At 28.6% G+C, this 18,140-nt stretch carries 17 protein-coding genes and 1 pseudogene; 13 read left to right on the top strand and 5 right to left on the bottom strand.

From position 1 onward, the window contains the following. The first annotated feature begins 6 nt into the window (after positions 1 to 6). From QIA19_RS00740 to QIA19_RS00720, 5 genes are all read left to right on the top strand, one after another. Positions 7 to 1,521, top strand: coding sequence for a pallilysin-related adhesin (locus QIA19_RS00740; protein WP_301365102.1), 1,515 nt, complete (start codon positions 7 to 9; stop codon positions 1,519 to 1,521). Then, the gene (locus QIA19_RS00735; protein WP_301365100.1) at positions 1,518 to 2,270 is read left to right on the top strand and encodes a 1-acyl-sn-glycerol-3-phosphate acyltransferase; all 753 of its coding nucleotides are present in this window, start codon (positions 1,518 to 1,520) and stop codon (positions 2,268 to 2,270) included. The genes QIA19_RS00740 and QIA19_RS00735 overlap by 4 nt, the downstream gene beginning before the upstream one ends. 20 nt (positions 2,271 to 2,290) lie before the next feature. Continuing rightward, complete coding sequence (locus QIA19_RS00730) at positions 2,291 to 4,090, top strand: DNA topoisomerase IV subunit B (RefSeq protein ID WP_301365097.1); 1,800 nt, start codon at positions 2,291 to 2,293, stop codon at positions 4,088 to 4,090. Beyond that, a complete protein-coding gene (locus QIA19_RS00725; RefSeq protein ID WP_301365095.1) occupies positions 4,090 to 5,970 on the top strand; it encodes a DNA topoisomerase IV subunit A in 1,881 nt (626 codons plus the stop codon). The genes QIA19_RS00730 and QIA19_RS00725 overlap by 1 nt, the downstream gene beginning before the upstream one ends. A gap of 67 nt (positions 5,971 to 6,037) precedes the next feature. After that, positions 6,038 to 6,577 carry a P13 family porin gene (locus QIA19_RS00720; RefSeq protein ID WP_301365092.1) on the top strand — a complete coding sequence of 180 codons (540 nt, stop codon included), beginning with the start codon at positions 6,038 to 6,040 and terminating at the stop codon, positions 6,575 to 6,577. 70 nt (positions 6,578 to 6,647) lie between these two features. On the opposite strand, the gene smpB is transcribed toward QIA19_RS00720, so the two are convergent. Further along, the gene (smpB, locus tag QIA19_RS00715; protein ID WP_301365090.1) at positions 6,648 to 7,100 is read right to left on the bottom strand and encodes an SsrA-binding protein SmpB; all 453 of its coding nucleotides are present in this window, start codon (positions 7,098 to 7,100) and stop codon (positions 6,648 to 6,650) included. A gap of 11 nt (positions 7,101 to 7,111) precedes the next feature. Further along, entirely contained in the window at positions 7,112 to 8,575 is a 1,464-nt protein-coding gene (locus tag QIA19_RS00710) for an SUMF1/EgtB/PvdO family nonheme iron enzyme (protein ID WP_301365088.1), read from the bottom strand. Between the two features lie 70 nt (positions 8,576 to 8,645). Here QIA19_RS00710 and QIA19_RS00705 point away from each other — a divergent pair, with 70 nt between their 5' ends. The 3 genes from QIA19_RS00705 to QIA19_RS00695 are packed head-to-tail and all read left to right on the top strand — an operon-like array spanning position 8,646 to position 10,684. Then, entirely contained in the window at positions 8,646 to 9,626 is a 981-nt protein-coding gene (locus QIA19_RS00705) for a S26 family signal peptidase (protein WP_301365086.1), read from the top strand. Position 9,627: 1 nt separating this feature from the next. After that, a complete protein-coding gene (gene lepB / locus QIA19_RS00700; protein ID WP_301365084.1) occupies positions 9,628 to 10,263 on the top strand; it encodes a signal peptidase I in 636 nt (211 codons plus the stop codon). After that, the gene (locus QIA19_RS00695; RefSeq protein WP_008882523.1) at positions 10,253 to 10,684 is read left to right on the top strand and encodes a DUF188 domain-containing protein; all 432 of its coding nucleotides are present in this window, start codon (positions 10,253 to 10,255) and stop codon (positions 10,682 to 10,684) included. Before lepB ends, QIA19_RS00695 begins: the two co-directional genes overlap by 11 nt. On the opposite strand, the gene bamB is transcribed toward QIA19_RS00695, so the two are convergent. Both bamB and QIA19_RS00685 read right to left on the bottom strand, forming a co-directional pair. Beyond that, positions 10,670 to 11,719, bottom strand: a complete 1,050-nt coding sequence (bamB, locus tag QIA19_RS00690) for an outer membrane protein assembly factor BamB (RefSeq protein WP_008882323.1) — start codon at positions 11,717 to 11,719, stop codon at positions 10,670 to 10,672. The genes QIA19_RS00695 and bamB overlap by 15 nt on opposite strands. Positions 11,720 to 11,726: 7 nt before the next feature. Further along, complete coding sequence (locus QIA19_RS00685) at positions 11,727 to 12,365, bottom strand: BB0027 family outer member beta-barrel protein (protein ID WP_008882721.1); 639 nt, start codon at positions 12,363 to 12,365, stop codon at positions 11,727 to 11,729. A 151-nt stretch (positions 12,366 to 12,516) separates the two neighbouring features. Here QIA19_RS00685 and QIA19_RS00680 point away from each other — a divergent pair, with 151 nt between their 5' ends. Next, on the top strand, positions 12,517 to 13,422 hold the full coding sequence (locus tag QIA19_RS00680) for a bifunctional 5,10-methylenetetrahydrofolate dehydrogenase/5,10-methenyltetrahydrofolate cyclohydrolase (RefSeq protein WP_301365078.1): 906 nt from the start codon (positions 12,517 to 12,519) through the stop codon (positions 13,420 to 13,422). After that, positions 13,423 to 14,154, top strand: coding sequence for a YebC/PmpR family DNA-binding transcriptional regulator (locus tag QIA19_RS00675; RefSeq protein WP_301365076.1), 732 nt, complete (start codon positions 13,423 to 13,425; stop codon positions 14,152 to 14,154). Between the two features lie 6 nt (positions 14,155 to 14,160). On the opposite strand, the gene QIA19_RS00670 is transcribed toward QIA19_RS00675, so the two are convergent. Further along, positions 14,161 to 15,300, bottom strand: coding sequence for a PQQ-dependent sugar dehydrogenase (locus tag QIA19_RS00670; RefSeq protein WP_301365074.1), 1,140 nt, complete (start codon positions 15,298 to 15,300; stop codon positions 14,161 to 14,163). Between the two features lie 78 nt (positions 15,301 to 15,378). Here QIA19_RS00670 and ruvA point away from each other — a divergent pair, with 78 nt between their 5' ends. The 3 genes and pseudogenes from ruvA (at position 15,379) to queA (ending at position 18,080) form a co-directional block, all read left to right on the top strand. Next, positions 15,379 to 15,972: a Holliday junction branch migration protein RuvA gene (gene ruvA, locus QIA19_RS00665; RefSeq protein ID WP_008882501.1), complete on the top strand. Its 594-nt coding sequence runs from the start codon at positions 15,379 to 15,381 to the stop codon at positions 15,970 to 15,972. A gap of 44 nt (positions 15,973 to 16,016) precedes the next feature. After that, positions 16,017 to 17,060: a Holliday junction branch migration DNA helicase RuvB gene (gene ruvB / locus QIA19_RS00660; protein ID WP_002556628.1), complete on the top strand. Its 1,044-nt coding sequence runs from the start codon at positions 16,017 to 16,019 to the stop codon at positions 17,058 to 17,060. Next, a pseudogene (gene queA, locus QIA19_RS00655) lies at positions 17,035 to 18,080 on the top strand (tRNA preQ1(34) S-adenosylmethionine ribosyltransferase-isomerase QueA). Before ruvB ends, queA begins: the two are co-directional and overlap by 26 nt. Positions 18,081 to 18,140: the final 60 nt, after the last annotated feature.

Genomic DNA, 18,140 nt, shown 5'->3' with positions numbered 1-18,140 from the left:
AATGTTATGACAAAGGTTTTGGTTGTTAGTGTGATTGCTCTGAGTAAGGATAAAGAATTAATCCCATTTTATAAATTTTTGTTTTTATTCTTTTTTTTTACATTGCTTGCTTGCTCCAAGGTAAGTAAAGATTTTATTGTTTTTAACAAAGATGTAAAGACTTCTTCCAGGACCGATAATCCAAATTCCAATGTTTTAGAAGTTAATAAAATGGAAGATTTTTTTGGAGATATTATAGATTTAAAAGGTTATAAAATTCTTTCAGTTCAGCAGGAAAATTTAAATTTAGATGTGTATTTTGAGCAGGTAGTTTTAGCTCAAAATTTTTCAAATCTTAATGCATATTTGTTTATTATTGGTTTTGATCCTAAAATTAAAGCTGGAACCATTCTTTTTAAAACTCAAATAGATATTGATCCAAAAAATTCTTATAACATGTATCTTGAAGATATTACAGGTGATTATGATTTTAATATAGTTGTTCAAGGATTTTTAGAAGATAAATCTGTTTTGTATGTTTTTCAAAAATCTGTTTTAAATGATGTGTCTTCTTATAGGCCTATATTTTTTGACAAAGTTAATGGCACTGTTCTTATTAATAAGTATGCAAGATCTTCAGCTTATGAAGAAAATAGATCAAGAGAAAGCTATCCTATTTCTTTAGAAAAATATGAAAAAGTGGGGGAAGATTTAATAATCAGCAAGATTGAAAAATATGAATATTCTCATGTTCAGGGTAGATATTATCTTTCTTCCATGAGTGAAAAAGTTGGTAAAATTGATAATAATATTTATAAAACTTTAAAGAATTTTAGCAAAGATGAAGTTTATAAATTTTTGCATGGAGTTTGGTATGATGTTCATGATTATAATAAAATGCATACTAAAGATATTGATGAAGTTTTATTCTTGTCTTTTGAAAGGCAATCAAGCGAGATTAATCTTTTTAGGAAAAATTCTCAAGAAGTTGCAAAGATTGAATATATTTCAAAACCTGCTTACAATACTCTTAATGTTAGCGCAAAGTCTCTTTTCTCAGATTTGATAGTCTACAACTTTTGGATCAAAATTGTAGATAAAGAAAACATTGAAATCAAAATTGATACTAGTACAAATTCTTATGATAATAGTGGATTTTCGGGTGCATTTAAGAGATTTGATGAGAATGTCTTAAATGTTAAAAAAGGAAGTGGTGATATTTATTTTATTCCTAGTGGAAATTACGTGTATAAGGATAAAATTTATGATTTTTCTTACCCCAATTTAACTTATATTGATGAGAATAAAATTTATTATGGTATTTTTAATATTTTTCCTTTAAAAAATAATTTTGTTCTTGAATATGAGATTGACATGGGTAGTTACAAGCTTGTTGAATCTTTTTTCCTTGAGCATAGCGAAAGAATTGTTCAAAAGCAAAAATTTTCTACAATCATTTTAAATCCTATTAAAATTTTAAAAGATGATGTAAGCTTAGTTAAAGGGCAAAAATTAAAGCTTGAGCGAATAGAAAAAATATGATAATAGTTTTTATGAAAATATTGAGAAGTATTATAACTTATTTTAATGTTTTATTGTTTTTTTTGATTTTAATTTTTTTTTTATTTCCTTTTTACTTGGTTTGTAAAATTTTTTTAATTGAACGTTATGTTGTTAGACTTAGTTTCATTATGATGCGAGCTTGCATTAAAATTAGCTTATGGCTTGCTGGAATTAAAATTATTGTTACGGGTTCTGAGAATATTCCTAAAAAAAGCAATGTAATAATAATGGGAAATCATATTGCGGCTATGGATCCTTTAATTTTTATTTATACTTTTGCCTGTCCATTTGTAATATTGGCAAAACACTCGTTGCTTAGGATTCCTTTTGTGAATATTGTTTTGATTGTTATGGGTGTTATTTTTGTTAATAGAAGGAGCATAAGATCTGCTGCTACTGCTGAAGTTAAGGCGATAAAGGTTATGAGAGAGGGTAGATCTATTGGAATTTTCCCAGAAGGGACTAGAAATAGAGGGGGAGATACTAGGGTTTTTAAAAAAGGTTCAATTAAGATGGCATTAAAAACAGGAACATCGATTCTTCCTGTTACTCTTTATAATACTAATAACTTTTTTATTAAAAATGTTATTTTTAATTCTGGACTGTCTGTTTATATTCATGTCCATCCTTTGATAGATGTTTTAAAATTAAGTGAGTATGAAAAAGAGAATCTCACTAGTATTATTAGAGATCAAATAGTTAAAAAGCTTGAAGCTATTAAAATTTAATTTATAAAGCAAGGATTTAGATGAAGACTCAAAATTATGATGAAAGTAAAATAATCACTCTATCTTCTCTTGAACATATTAGATTAAGATCTGGTATGTATATTGGACGTTTGGGAGATGGCTCTAATATTGATGATGGCATTTATGTTTTAATTAAAGAGATAATAGACAATTCAATTGATGAGTTTATTATGGGCTACGGAAATGAAATTTTTATAAAAAAAGAAAATAATCTTATTTCTATTAGGGATTATGGAAGAGGAATTCCTCTTGGAAAAGTTATTGAGAGTGTTTCAGTTATTAATACTGGAGCCAAGTACAATGACGATGTTTTTCAATTTTCTGTAGGGCTTAATGGGGTTGGAACTAAGGCAGTTAATGCCTTAAGTTCAAGATTTTTAGTAAGATCAACAAGAAATGGTAAATCTTTTGAGGCTTTGTTTTCTAAGGGAAAATTATTGGAATCTAGAGAAATAAAGTCTTCTGATAAAGATGGTACTTATGTTGAGTTTTTAGCAGATTCAGAAATATTCGGGAAATATTCTTATAGTGAAGATTTTCTCAAGAGAAGATTTTTCCATTATGTTTGTTTGAATAAGGGACTTATAATAAACTATAATGATCAAATTTTTGAATCTAAAAATGGTCTTTTAGATTTTTTGAATTCAGAAATTAAGAGTGATGATTTGCTTTATGATATTGTTTACTATTCTAGTAAAACTTTAGAATTTGCTTTTTCCCATACAAATAATTATGGGGAGACTTATTTTTCATTTGTTAATGGTCAATATACCAATGATGGAGGTACCCATCAGACTGGTTTTAGAGAAGGCTTTGTAAGAGCTATTAACGATTTTCTTAAAAAAACATATTCCTCTACAGATATTAGGGAAGGGCTTGTTGCAACTCTTTCTGTTAAAATTAAAGATCCAATATTTGAAAGTCAAACTAAGAATAAGCTTGGAAATATTGAAACTAGAGGCAATGTTGCAAAGGAAGTGCAGAAGATAATTTCTGAAATTTTATATAAAGATAAAATACTTGCAAAATTGATTGAGAAAAAAGTGGTTGACAATGAACGACTCAGAAAAGAATTAAGTAGTGTAAGAAAAGAAGCAAGAGAGAGAGCAAAAAAAATATCTTTTAAAATCCCTAAGCTTAAGGATTGCAAATTTCATTTTAATGACAGCAGTACTCAGTCAGAACAAACTATGATCTTCTTAACAGAGGGGGACTCTGCAACAGGTTCAATGGTGTCTTGTAGAGATGTTTATACTCAGGCTATATTTTCTCTTAGAGGAAAACCTCAAAATATGTTTGAAAAGAATAAATCTGAAATATACAAAAATGAAGAGCTTTATAATATGATGGTAGCTCTTGGCATTGAAGAATCAATTGAAAATTTAAGGTACAATAAGGTTGTAATAGCAACCGATGCAGATTTTGATGGATTTCATATTAGAAATTTATTGTTAACTTTTTTCTTGACTTTTTTTGAGGATTTAATTTTAAATGGGCATATGTATATTTTAGAAACTCCTCTTTTTAGGGTTAGGAACAAAAAAATCACGACCTATTGTTATTCTGAGGAAGAAAAGCAAAAAGCCATTCTTGAGCTTAAGGGGGGATGTGAAGTAACAAGGTTTAAAGGCCTTGGTGAAATTTCTCCAAATGAATTTAAAGGCTTTATTGATATTAATAGCATTAAGCTTACAAAGGTAGACCTTTTTAATATTAAAGAAATAAAAGAGAAATTGGGTTTTTATATGGGACAAAATACTCCTGAGAGGCGGAATTTTATTATGGAGAATTTGATTTAATGGATATTAGAACTGTACTTAAAGATAATTTTTTGCAATATTCATCTTATGTTATTAAAGATCGTGCTATTGCTAGTGTTGTTGATGGGTTTAAGCCAGTTCAAAGGAGAATTATACATTCTCTTTTTGAAATGCATGATGGCAACTTTCATAAAGTTGCAAATGTTGTTGGTAATACAATGAAATATCATCCCCACGGCGATACGTCAATTTATGAGGCTCTTGTTAATATTGCCAATAAGGATCTATTTATTGAAAAGCAGGGCAATTTTGGCAATTTGTTTACAGGTGATCCTGCTTCTGCTTCTAGATATATTGAATGTAGGCTAACTCCCTTAGCTTTTGATGTTCTTTACAGCAAAGAGATAACAATTTATGAATCTTCTTATGATGGAAGAAATAATGAACCCTTGCTTTATCCTGCCAAAATTCCTGTTATTTTAATTCAAGGAAGTGAGGGAATTGCTGTTGGAATGGCAGCTAAAATATTGCCTCACAATTTTAATGAGATTTTAAATGCAGTAAAGAGCGAGCTTCTTGGAGAGAGTTATGATATTTATCCTGATTTTCCAACGGGAGGAATAGTTGATGTTAATGAATACGCTGACGGTAACGGTAAAGTTTTAGTTAGAGCTAAGATTGAAACCATAGATGAAAAAACAATTGTAATAAGGGAATTGCCCTTTGGTGAGACTACTGAGAGCTTAATATCTTCGATTGAGAAAGCAATTAGAAAAAATTATATTAAAGTTTCAAGCATTAATGACTTTACTGCTGAAAATGTGGCCATAGAGCTATCTTTACCTAGGGGTGTTTATGCAAGCGAAGTGATTGAAAAGTTGTATCATTATACAAATTGTCAGATATCAATTTCTGTTAATTTATTGTTGCTTAGCGAGAGATATCCTGTTGTTTATACTATTAAAGATCTTATCAAGTTTCATGCAGCCCATCTTCAAAAAATTTTAAAAATGGAACTTGAATTGCAAAAAAGCAAGATTCTTGAAAAAATATTTTATAAAACACTCGAGCAAATTTTTATTGGAAAAAAGATTTATAAACTTCTTGAAACAATTTCTAAAGAAGAAAATATTGTAAGTATAATATTGTCAGAGGTTTTAAGGTACAAAGAATCTTTTTCAAGGGAAGTTTTAAAGGAAGATGTTGAAAATTTGCTTAAAATTCCAATTAGAAAAATAAGTCTTTTTGATATTGATAAGAATTCCAAGGATATTAAAATTTTAAATAAAGAATTAAAGAGTATAAATAGCAATATTTCTTCAATAAAAGGGTATTCAATAAATTTTATTGATTTACTGCTTGCAAAGTATTCTAAAGAGCATCAAAGAAAGACTAAAATTTCTTTAATCAAATCAAAGAATGTAAAAGAAATAGCTACAAAGAATATGAAAGTTTATTTGAACTTGGCAGAAGGTTTTGTAGGAACAAGTCTTTTTGATGGTGAATTTATTGGAAATGCTAGTTATTATGATAAAATATTAGTTTTTAGAGAAAATAGTTATGTTCTTAAAAATATTGAAGACAAGACATTTATAGATAAAAAGAATGTATGTGCTTTAGTTTATGATATAAATAATTCAAAAGAGCAAATATTTTCAATAATTTATTTTAACAGGCTTGACAATTTTTATTATGTTAAAAGGTTTAAAATAGATAAATTTATTACAGATAAGGTTTATGAATTTTTGGGAGAAAATGATGAATTTGTCGATTTTTCATTGAATCCCGAATTTGTAGAATTTTCTACAAATAAAGACATTGTTAAAAGAATTGAAATTGATAATTTTATGGTCAAATCAAGAAGCTCTATTGGGAAGCGAATTTCAAGTAATAATTTGAAAAAAGTTAAATTTAAATAACTTTAAAAACCTTTTTTAAATTTCATTAATATGCTACCATAGTACCAGTTTTAATAAAGGGGTTTTTATGAATAAACTTTTAATTTTTGTTTTGGTAACCTTTTGTGTTTTTTCTAGCTTTGCTCAGGCTAATGATTCTAAAAATGGTGCGTTTGGGATGAGTGCTGGGGAAAAACTTTTGGTTTATGAAACTAGCAAGCAAGATCCTATTGTACCATTTTTATTGAACCTTTTTTTAGGGTTTGGAATAGGCTCCTTTGCTCAAGGAGATGTTCTTGGAGGTTCTCTTATTCTTGGATTTGATGCGGTTGGTATAGGACTTATACTTACGGGGGCTTATTTGGATATCAAAGCGCTTGATGGTATTACTAAAAAAGCTGCTTTTCAATGGACTTGGGGTAAGGGAGTTATGTTAGCAGGTGTGGTTACTATGGCTGTGACAAGATTGACAGAAATTATTCTTCCATTTACATTTGCTAATAGTTATAATAGGAAGCTAAAAAATAGCCTTAATGTAGCTTTAGGAGGATTTGAACCTAGTTTTGATGTTGCAATGGGCCAATCCAGTGCTCTTGGGTTTGAACTGTCTTTCAAAAAAAGCTATTAATTTTATTTATTACAAAAATGGGTAATTGCAATTCTGTATTGCAATTGCTCAATTGTAATTAAAAGAGCTTTTACTTGTATTTTATTTCTCTACTAAGATCTTTTTTTATGCTTTTTTGTTTTAATATTTCTCTTTTATCATACAATTTTTTTCCTTTACATATTCCAACTTCTACTTTAATTATTGATTTTTTTAAATAAAAACTAATAGGAATTAAAGTATATCCCTCTTTTTCTTTAAATTTTTTTAGTCTTTGCAATTCTCTTTTTTTGATTAAAAGTTTTCTGGGCCTTAATTCATCATGATTGAAGATATTACCTTCTTTATATTTTGATACGTGCAAGTTTTCAAGCCACAATTCTTCTTTTTTTATGCTTGCAAAGCTATTGTTAAATGATAATTTTTTTGCCTTTATTGATTTCACTTCAGTTCCTTTTAGCACTATTCCACAACTTATTTTCTCTTCAATAAAGTAATTAAATTTTGCTTTTTTGTTTTCAAGAAGCAAAGTGTTTGTGTTCAAATCTATTCCTTTTATTCCTTTGATACAATCAACCTAAAACCAATGTTTGGAGAACTCCAGTTTTTCAAAAAAGAGGCTTTGGTTGATGGATTGAGTAAATTATTATTTTGCTGGGAATATGTTCTAATTTCTGTTATCAATGAGTAAAAATTTGAATTTTCGCTATAAAAATTTTTTTCATTTTTAAATATTGCGATATCATTAAAAGATGAATTTTGCATTAAATTCCAAAATCCAACTTTTTTTGATATTTCATTAATATTTAATGGGTTTTTGTTTAGTTCTTTTTGGCATAATTCCCATTCTTGTGATATAGGCAGTCTTGCTTTGAGTCCTGTGGGAAGTTTTTTAGAGTACCAGTTGGCGTATTCTATTGCTGAGAAATAAGATATTCCGGTGATAGCCTCATTTAAGCCTATTTGATTAAAATTTTTAAGATAATTTTCATCTACAAGTTGTTCTTTAATTAAATTTTCTTTGTTATTTAATGCCCATTTTGGATTTTCTTTTAAAAAATCTTGATACTCGTATTTTGTAACATTTTGTTCTTGAATAAGAAATTCTTTTATGCTATAGGTAGATTTTAGTGAAATGTTTTTTGAATCTAATTCATAATTTTGAATTTTTTCTATTTTATTTGAATTTATTTTTTTAAATCCAGGTAATTTTATATTAATTTTTTCATTTTTAGAAATTAATTGAATATTTTCATTGTCTAGAGTTTTGGCTAATGTTTTAACCCAAGGCTCATTTTTTGTTAGTATTTTTAAATCTTTATCTAAATTTTCTAAAAACCAAAAGATGGCTCTACTTTCTAAATCAAAATTTGTTTTCAAAGAGTTCCATATTTCTTCTTGATTACTGTTGTCTTGGTCTATTGAATATATAGCTTTATATGAATTTAGAAAGTCTTTAAACATTTCGGTTGAATTTAAGTAAGGTATAGAATCTTTTAGAAATTTTTTAATGTATTTGGGATGTTCTTTAAGTTCGCTAGATATTAATGAAAAAACAGGAATTAGTTTTGTATTTTCATTAATATTTTTTATTTTCACCATTATAGAGAGTTCTTTTTGTCTTTGTTTAATGATTTTTTCAGGATCAACCAGCTCTAAATTTATTTGCAAACTGTAGTTTCCAAAAAATTTGTTGTGAATTTTTATCTTTTGTTCGTAAGTTTTAAATCCCATTCTCTTTGCTCTAATAATTCCTTCAGTGGCATTTATATATTTGTTAAGCGGGGTTCTACCGATATATTTTTCGTTTAAATATATGTAAGTGTTTTCAATATTGGAATCTATTTTTAAATATGCTCCTGGATTTTTAAATTTAGGTATGATTATTAAAGTTGATATTAAGCTTAAAAGCAATATTATTGTTGTAAGAAATACGTAAACCTTAGGGGCTATTTCTAGGATTGGCTTTAATTTAACTTCAAAAAGCTCAACATTTGAATTCTCGTCAACTTCTTTCATCTTTTAAAGTATAGAAAAGTATTTAAATAAGTGTCAATATTTTGTATGATTTAATTCTTGAGGTTAGGTTATGTATTTAAGAAGATTGGATAAATTTGCATCTTTTTTGGTACACATTGTTGAGAAATATTTGACACATAGAAAAAGAAAGAAATATTTTTCCAAATTAAGGGCTAAGAAACGAGGATTTTTGCTTAACTTTTTATTTGATTTTATAGCAGCGGCAATTTTTGTATTGGTAATAAATCAATATTTTGTTCAAGCTTATAAAATACCATCAGGGTCAATGGAAAATGCTCTTCAAATAGGGGATTTTTTATTTGTAGATAAATTTTCTTACGGTCCTGAGCTTTTACCAGGGTTATTTAAAATTAATGGCTTTAAAGCCCCAGAAGAATCCGATATTATTATTTTTGAAAATCCAGAGTATAAATCAAAGGGTGTTTTTTTTGATATCTTTCAAAGAATACTTTATATGTTAACATTATCCTTTATTGATCTTGATAGAGATGAATATGGCAATCCCAATGTTAGATTTCTTGTGAAAAGAGGTGCATTTGCAGATGGTAAAATTGTTAGATTTAATAACGGCAAGGCTTATATTAAAAGAGAAGGCGAGGAAAATTTTATTTTAGAAGATTCTTATTGGGATTTGGTTGATAAAAATTTTAAAATTAAAAAAATTGTGGCAAATGAGGACTATGGGATTTATGGTGATTTTGCTATGTTTGTTGCTCTTAGCCAGTTAAATATAAATTTAAGTAGCACTCCCGATTTTTCATTTTTTGATGTTAGAATGATTGATAGGTTTGAGTTTGAAAGATTGGAATATAAGTATTTATCTGCTTTTATGCCTTATGTGGATTATTATATGGAAAAAGCTATAATGAGAGATTATGGCATTTATGTTCCTGATGGATATATTTTGCCAATTGGAGACAATAGAGACAATTCTCATGATGGTCGGTTTTTTGGAGTAATCAATAAGAATAAAGTACTTGGAAGAACCTTGATAATATATCTTCCATTTTCTAGAGTAGGATTTATTTAAAGTGGCCCCATATTTAACTTTCGAACAAAGGCTTTTAAGGAAAAAGCAAAGAAAAGTTTTTTTAAAATATTTTTTAACATTTTTAATTTTAAATTTTTTTTTCACAAAGTTTGTTTTGCAAATTTTTATGGTTAAAAGTAATGAGATGTTGCCAACAATAACAAAAAATGCCAGTTTATTTTTTGTAGCAACACACATAACTTCTTTTTTTATTCCTTTGAAAATGAATGATATTGTTCTTTATGAGGATTTTAGGTTAAGTAATAATTTTTTGTTAACTTTAATAAAAGATTTCTTTTTTTTAAATAAAATTTTTAAAAGAGCAAGCTATAAGGTATCAAGAATAGCAGCTGTTCAGGGCGATTCTGTTTATGTTAGAGGTTTGAATGTCCTGGTAAATAAAAAGGATACAAATTTTTTTTATTTGAATGGCAATTTGGTTAGCTATTACAAGTTGAATGATTTTTTTAATGCAGACGAAGTGATTAAATGTTTTACTTTGAAAAAAAATGAATTCTTTTTATTAAATGACAATTTAAGTGTTTTAAATGATTCTAGAATATTTGGACCCATTAATAAAAATGCTATTGTTTCTTTTTTGGCTCTTAAGGTAGTGGACTATAAGATTGTTAAGTAAAATTTTTGTTGATGCTGATTCTTGTAATTTTAAGATAATAAAATTTTTACAAAAATTTATATTGCACAATAAATCAAAACTCATTGTAGTTTCTAATAAGTTTTTAAGCCTGGAAATAACAGAAAATGTTGCTTTGGAAGTGGTAGACAATGTTGATTCATTTATTTTGAATTTAGCAGATAGATACAGTCTTGTGATTACTCGAGATATTTTTTTTGCCAAGCTTCTTTTAGATCTTGGGGCTAAGGTTATGAATGATGAAGGTCGAATTTTTGATATAAATAATATAAATTATTTATATTTTAGATCTAAGATTAATTTCAATTTGAAAATTAAGATTAAAAAATATTATGATGAAGATTTTAATAAATCTAGATATGAAAAATTTATAACGAATTTTTATTCTTTATTCTTTAGTTAATTTTCTGTTTTCCAATTTCCACAAACCCTTGCCTTGAGTTAATATGTAAATCGTGTTGCTTGATACAGGAATAATATCATTAAGGCCTGTTTTGCTTAGCTGAGATCCGTTATAAGCCCCAGGTTCTACAGATTTTGAGGGTGCCCGTAGGGCAAAAATTCCTTCTTTATTTTTTGTAAATTCTGCAAATCCATTATTACTTCCGATTAATATCGCATCATTAAATTCTCTTGCAAAGTAGCTGCTAAATTCGCCTACTTCATCTTGAATAAATATTGGCGTTGTGTAATTATTTACATTTGAGTAAACCTTAAATTTTGTATCTAAATTATTGTAACCACCAGTCATTACTAAAACTTCAGAAGAACCCCTAATGCTTGTTTTAATGATAGGCATTATTTCTTTGGCCTGTTGATAGTCTATGTTTGTGTATGTATTGTTATTCATTTGCCATATTTTGAGTGAATTCCCTGTAATTAAGTTTTCTTCATTTGATATTTGATAAAATTTGTCATTTTCAGTAGCTTGTGGTGGTGTTTTGTCAGCTCCTTGTAGATCAAAAATTTTCTCATGATTATTTTTATCTATAGCTAAAATATATGCTTCTTTTACGCCATCTCTTCCTACGGATTTTAAGAATTTATATGCTTTTAGGGGTTTTTTAAATTTTAATGTCCAATTTTTTCCATTTAGCTCGCAAACTTCTAATTCTTCTTCTTTGTTTTGCGCTAAAAGATAGGTTCTCCCAGATATATTTACAATGTCGTTTATAAACTCATAAGAATTGCTCAAATCAATTTTTTCAATCTTGCCGTTTTCTTTTTTAAATAAATGCATGGCTGCAATGTAGAGAGTTTCTCCTACTAGAGAAATTCCTCTTGGGCTTGAACTGCCCAAAATATTGTATTCATGTTTGATTTTTTGCAGATTTCCTAATTGTGAAAATATGGATTCGCTTGAGCATGCTAGTAGTAAAAATATTAATAGTTTTAAAATTAATCTTTTTTTAAAATAGTTTTCATATTTTTGTTTCATTTTTATCCTACAATTTATTTACATTCACTGTAACTGATAATGATATAAGTGCAAAATGTGCCATTTTAGCAGAATTTCCAAATTCAAACATCATCCACCAAGATGCTGTTGCTCCAAAAGCCCATTTATAGTTAAAGTTCCATAAAATTCCAGATCCAAAAGAGATTGTAGGGAGTGCATCAAAAGTTCTTAAATTTGTAATATTGTTGTTTCTATCTCCATATGTATTAAGAGAAAACCCTATATTTGTGAATACTGGAATTTGAAATAATTCTCCTATATCAAATATATAATTTATTGAAAATGTAATAGGCACGCTATAAAAAATTTTACCTACACTTGAATCTGGATTTAATATATTAAAAGAATGGTTAATATCAAAGTTAAACATATATCTTAGCTCAAGTCCAATTGCTAAATTGTTTAAAATGTGGTACTGGTATTTTATTGCCCCAATACCTCCTGGATATAAATTGGTAGGATAAGCTTTTGATAAGTCGTTGTAAAAAATAGGAACGCCCACACTTAAATCTATTCCTAAAGTGGAGTTTGTATGCCTATCAATATTGGCTGCAGCCGCAATTTTTTTTATGTTTACACCAATTAGTAAGACTGCAATTAGTATTATAAAAAGATACTTTCTCATTATTCTCCATTCTTTTAAAATTATTATCCTTGTTTATTATAGTTTAAAATAAATTTAATTACAATTTGAAATTTGGTTGTTTGACTTTCCTTATGTTGACAATCTAAGTATAATATTAAGGTAATCTTATTAGGGGTTTAAGGGGTATATTTTGGGTATTGTATTTAATGGGAAAGATTTTGCGAATAAGTATTATTTAATGCTCAAAGAATTCTTAAAACAGCATGACTTGAGAGATAAAATTGCATTAAAAGTTATTTTAGCAAATGATGAGCCTGCAAGCAAGCTTTATGTTTCAATTAAGAGTCGAGTTGCAAAAGAGATTGGCTTGAATGTTGAAGTAATTAAATTTTCTGCAAACTCTGTTCAAAGCGATATTTTAGAAGTAATTGATAGAGAAAATAAAAATTTAAGTACAGGTGGAATTATTGTGCAATTACCCCTTTTGAAAGGCATGGATTTAAATTCTATTTTAAATAGCATAGTTTATTCAAAAGATGTTGATGGCTTATCTTTTGTTAATTTAGGAAAAATGATTTTGGGCGATAAAAAAGGATTTATTCCTTGTACAGCTCTTGCTGTATTAAAGATTTTGCGAGATGAAGGGATAAAAACATCGGGAAAAACGGTTGTTGTGGTTGGTAGAAGTCCTCTTGTAGGAAGGCCTATTTCAATATTGCTCTCATCAAAACCTTATGATGCAACTGTTATTGCTTGTCACAGCAAGAGCATTTATTTAGATGTTTATTTAAGGCAGGCAGATATTGTTATTTCTGCTGTTGGTAAGCCTAGGTTAATAGATAAAAGCATGTTGTGTGGAAAGCCTTATGTGATTGATATTGGCATTTCTGAAATTGAGACTGATAACGGAAAAATTCTCTTAGGCGATACAGATTTTGACAATATTAAAGAGTGCGTTAAATTTATTACTCCTGTTAAGGGGGGAATAGGTCCTGTTACGGTTCTTATGTTAATGTTTAATACAATTAAAGCTCATTTGATTAATAATAGGATGTTTGACGTCTTAGATCGGTTGGAAAAATTGTTGGAGGTGTAAATGTCTGGTCACAGTAAATGGTCAACAATAAAGAGAAAAAAAGGTGCTCTTGATGCAAAGCGTAATAAAATTTTTACAAAGCTAATAAGAGAAATAACTATTGCAGCTAAAATAGGGGGTGGGGATATTGAATCTAATCCGAGACTAAGGGTAGCTGTTAATAAGGCTAAGGTTGCCAATATGCCAAAAGATAATATTGAGAAGGCAATAAAAAAGGGTATTGGCGGTAATGAAGGGGTTGAATATTTTGAAATAACTTATGAGGCTTATGCTCCTTATGGAGTGGCTCTAATGATTAAATGTCTAACGGACAATAAAAACAGAACCTCTAGCGATGTGAAAAGTGTTCTTGCAAAAGGTGGAGGATCTCTTGGTACCCCAGGTTCAGTCTCATATATGTTTTACAGAAAGGGGCTTATTGTTTACAATTTAGAAAAATATCTTGAAGATGAAATAATGGAATTTGCATTAGAAGTTGGTGCTGAAGATATTTTAGTTTCAAACAATGAGGCAGAAGTTATAACAAGTCCTGATGATTTTGACAAAGTTTTATCTTTTTTAAAAACCAAATTTAAAGAAGAGGTGGCAGAGATAGCTTTAATTCCTGAAAATAAAATTTCTTTAAACAAAGAGCAAGCAGAAAAAATAATTCTTCTTGTTGAAAAGCTTGAAGATTTTGATGATGTTCAGGAAGTAATTCATAATTTGGAGATCCCAGAAGAATTAAGTTAGTTTTATTTAAATCTTTTCGTAGTAAACTCTGTATATTTTATTTCCAAAGTCATCTGTAAAAAGAATTGAACCGTCATAATATGTGATTATATCAACAGGGCGTCCAAATTTAGAGTTGTCGTGTTTTAAAAACCCATATAAAAAAGTTTTGTAATTTTTTGCTGTTCTGCTTTTAGAATCAATGTCTAGTGTTGTTATTTTGTAGCCAACAGGAGAAGATCTGTTCCACGAGCCGTGTTCTGCTATGAATAATTTATTTATGTATTCTTTTGGGAAGTTATTTCCCCGATAAAAGTGTATTCCAAGTGGAGCTACATGTGCGGGAAGTTCGTAAATAGATGGACTAAACTTAGTGTTTTTGGGTGCTTTGTTATAAAAACCGTAATTTTTTTGATTTTTCCCAAACACATAGGGAAATCCAAAATGTTCTTTATATTCGGTTATTACGTTTATTTCATCTGGGGGAATGTCGTCTCCTAATCTGTCTTGGCCATTGTCGCTAAAATATATTTCATTGCTAATTGGATGAAAATCAAATCCAACTGAGTTTCTCACCCCAAAAGCTACTATTTCTTCTTTTTTTGTTTTTAAATCAATACTAAGGATTACTGCTTCTTTTTTTGGGGGAATTTTAACATTGTGCTGGGATCCTATATTTACTATTAATTTGTTATTTTTAGGATCTACCTTAATGTAACGTCCTGCATGCATTTGAGAATTATTTTTTGGCAAAAGTGCAAAAATTTGCATTTTCCATGTATAGTCTTTATTTGATCTTATGCTTTTATTAATTTCTTCTTTTACATTTTCAACTACATATATTTTATCGACAGAAGATATGTAGAGCTTATTATCCCAATAAGCAATACCAATAGGTTTTTGCAAGGTTTTTGCTATGGTGTAAATTTTTTTGTTTTTTGTTACAAGGTATGCAAAAGTGCTTCCAGATCCTATGAATATATTTCCATCTTGATCGCTTGTGATTCCTCTAGGTTTTTCAATTGTATTGTTTAAAAAAATTTCGACTTTAAATCCATTAGGAACTTTTAGTGTGCTTATTCTTTCTTCTGCTGCTATAGTTACAGATGAGATTAAGAAAATAGTTGTAATTAATTGAAAATAGCTATTTAAAAATTGATTTTTCATTTAGTGTCCTTTTTTACTTAAGGCTTTTGCTTTAAAGTGTTGAATGTTTCTGTGTAATATAATTTATAATTTAATTATATGATAAATAAGATTCATGGTAAAGTTATAGAAAAAAAAGAATCTAGTTTAGTTTTAATGACTACTGTTTTTGACTTTGAGCTTTTAGTTAGTGCATTTTGCCTTGCTAATTTTAATTTGTCAGACAAAGTTGAGTTGTTTACTTATCTTTATACGAGAGAAAATGAATTAAAACTTTTTGGATTTTTAAATTCAGATGAAAGAGAGATCTTTAAGGAGCTTATTGGAGTAAGCGGAGTAGGCCCAAGGGCTGCTTTAAGAGTGTTATCCAATATAAGGTATAATGAGTTTAAGGAGGCTATTGATAGAGAGGATATTGAACTTGTTTCTAAAATCAAAGGCATTGGTAAAAAAATGGCTGGTAAAATGTTTTTACATCTTCAAGGTAAGCTTTTGATTAATAGTGAGCTTGAATCCACTGGTCTTTTTAGATTTAAAGAATTAGAAGAATCAATTGTTAGTATGGGATTTGATAGAAAAATTGTTAATAGCAAGATTAGAGAGGCTTTCAATTTAGCTGAATTTGCAAATTTAAAAGATTCTGAAAAGGAGCAGTTTTTATTTAAGGAGGTTTTAAAAAGAATATCGAATTAATTGTTAGTTTTTTATAGTTATAAAATAGTTTTTAAGGAATGTTTATGAAAGACGAAAATAGTATAAGCTTTTTAAGCTCTAATGAAAATTATTTATATGATAAGAGTGAAAATGAGCTTAGGCCTAAAGTTTTTGAAGATTTTAAAGGTCAGGTTAATGTTAAAGAAACCCTTAGTATTTTCATAAGAGCTTCTAAAGAGAGAGATGAGGCCCTAGATCATGTGTTTTTAAGCGGCCCACCGGGTCTTGGAAAAACTACTCTTGCAAGTATTATTGCCTTTGAGATGAATGCTTCTATTAAGATTACTTCAGCTCCGGCTTTTGACAAACCAAAAGATATTATTGGAATTTTAACAGGTCTTGATGAGAAGAGTGTTTTATTTATTGATGAAATACATAGGCTCAGACCAATAATAGAAGAAATGCTTTGTATTGCCATGGAAGATTATGAGCTGGATTGGGTAATAGGGCAAGGAGCCAATGCAAGAACTGTTCGAATGCCACTTCCAAAATTCACATTGATTGGAGCTACTACTAAGCCAGGAAAAGTAACATCTCCACTTTATGCGAGATTTGGAATTACTGCAAGATTTGAACTTTACAGCGAAATAGAGCTTGTTGAGATAATAAAGAGAAATTCTCTTATTTTAAATATTGAAATAGAAGAGGATGCTGCTTTTCTTCTTGCAAGAAGCTCAAGAGGGACTCCTCGTATAGCAAATAGACTTTTAAGACGAATAAGAGATATTGCTCAGGTAACTGGAAGTTTGGTTATTACAAGTGATATTGTTTCAATTGGGCTTGAAATGCTTAGAATTGATGGGGAAGGCCTTGATGAGCAAGATAGAAATATTTTAAGAAGTTTGATATTGAAATTTAATGGAGGACCTGTAGGTGTTGATACTTTAGCTATTTCTGTAGGAGAAACAGCAGATTCTCTTGAAGACTTTTATGAGCCTTATTTAATTATGAAAGGATTTATCAGTAGAACTCACAGAGGTCGTAAAGCTACTGAGTTTGCATACCTTCACTTAAACTTAGAGATGAAAGAGGATGGTCTTAATGAAAACCAAAGAGTTTCATTTTAATTTATCCCATTCTTTAATAGCGCAATATCCAAGTGAAAAAAAGAGGATCTTCAAGGTTAGTGGTGCTAGAGCCTCAATTGCAAAAAATTTACCATGAAAATTCTATAAACAATATTTTAAAATATAGAAATAGTAATATTTTTAATAACTCAAAAGTTAGAAAATCAAGAATATATGCAGAATCAGAGATGAGCAGTAATGTTGAATTTTTAATTTTAAATAGAATTGGCACTAATTTATTCACTACGTTAGTTTCTAAGTCAAAAAAGCAAATTATTGGCAATTTTTACAAATTCCCCGAAGGGTTAATGGGTGAAATTTTGTCAAAAAGTAGTAGTGAGGTTGTTTTAAAATTTAATAATGATGTTGGTGAAGATTATTTTGAAAAACATGGTTTTGTTCCTTTGCCTCCTTACATTAAAAGAGATTATGATAAGATAGATGAAAATCGATATCAAACTATTTATTCTAAATATGTTGGATCTGCAGCTTCTGCAACTGCAGGGTTACATTTTAGCAGAGATTTGTTTTCTGCTTTTGAAAATAACAATATTGAATATGATTTTATCACTCTTCATGTGGGGGGCTTGGGACTTTTCTTCCTATAAGATCTAAAAAAGTTGAAGAACATAAGAAGAACATAATATGTATTTTAAAACTTTTTTAATAAAAGATTTTGTGGCTGAGAGATTGCAGAATGCAAAACTTCTTGGTAAAAGAATTTTGTCAGTTGTTACCACAGCGCTTAGGGCTTTGGGGTCATCTTATGATAATAACCTTAAGAAATTTAAAACGGGTCAGCAAAGTACAAATCTTTTTATTTATCCTGGCAAGAACTATTGTTTTAAGTTTGTTGACATGCTTTTTACAAATTTTCACACACCTCAATCTACTCTTTTGATGTTGGTTTCTTCATTTGCAGGCAAAGATTTTGTGTTTAGTTCTTATGAAGAAGCTATAAATAAAGGTTATAAATTTTTTTCTTATGGTGATGCTATGTTAATTCTAAATCATATATAGATATTAGTTGTAAATTATTTTAATATTTAATTTATGATAAAGGCTTAATTAATTAATTAG

It is taken from the genome of [Borrelia] finlandensis, assembly GCF_030438365.2.
Classification (GTDB): Bacteria; Spirochaetota; Spirochaetia; order Borreliales; family Borreliaceae; genus Borreliella; species Borreliella finlandensis.
The sequence above is the reverse complement of the archived record's forward strand: the minus strand, read 5'-3'. Positions and strand labels throughout refer to the sequence as shown.

Bases quoted from the DNA above. Each gene is read 5' to 3' on its own strand.
- QIA19_RS00740 (WP_301365102.1), top strand. From the start codon at position 7: ATGACAAAGGTTTTGGTTGTTAGTGTGATTGCTCTGAGTAAGGATAAA.
- bamB (WP_008882323.1), bottom strand. From the start codon at position 11,719: ATGAAACAAAAATATGAAAACTATTTTAAAAAAAGATTAATTTTAAAA.
- QIA19_RS00735 (WP_301365100.1), top strand. From the start codon at position 1,518: ATGATAATAGTTTTTATGAAAATATTGAGAAGTATTATAACTTATTTT.
- QIA19_RS00675 (WP_301365076.1), top strand. From the start codon at position 13,423: ATGTCTGGTCACAGTAAATGGTCAACAATAAAGAGAAAAAAAGGTGCT.
- QIA19_RS00670 (WP_301365074.1), bottom strand. From the start codon at position 15,300: ATGAAAAATCAATTTTTAAATAGCTATTTTCAATTAATTACAACTATT.
- QIA19_RS00720 (WP_301365092.1), top strand. From the start codon at position 6,038: ATGAATAAACTTTTAATTTTTGTTTTGGTAACCTTTTGTGTTTTTTCT.
- QIA19_RS00685 (WP_008882721.1), bottom strand. From the start codon at position 12,365: ATGAGAAAGTATCTTTTTATAATACTAATTGCAGTCTTACTAATTGGT.
- ruvA (WP_008882501.1), top strand. From the start codon at position 15,379: ATGATAAATAAGATTCATGGTAAAGTTATAGAAAAAAAAGAATCTAGT.
- QIA19_RS00730 (WP_301365097.1), top strand. From the start codon at position 2,291: ATGAAGACTCAAAATTATGATGAAAGTAAAATAATCACTCTATCTTCT.
- QIA19_RS00725 (WP_301365095.1), top strand. From the start codon at position 4,090: ATGGATATTAGAACTGTACTTAAAGATAATTTTTTGCAATATTCATCT.
- ruvB (WP_002556628.1), top strand. From the start codon at position 16,017: ATGAAAGACGAAAATAGTATAAGCTTTTTAAGCTCTAATGAAAATTAT.
- QIA19_RS00710 (WP_301365088.1), bottom strand. From the start codon at position 8,575: ATGAAAGAAGTTGACGAGAATTCAAATGTTGAGCTTTTTGAAGTTAAA.
- QIA19_RS00705 (WP_301365086.1), top strand. From the start codon at position 8,646: ATGTATTTAAGAAGATTGGATAAATTTGCATCTTTTTTGGTACACATT.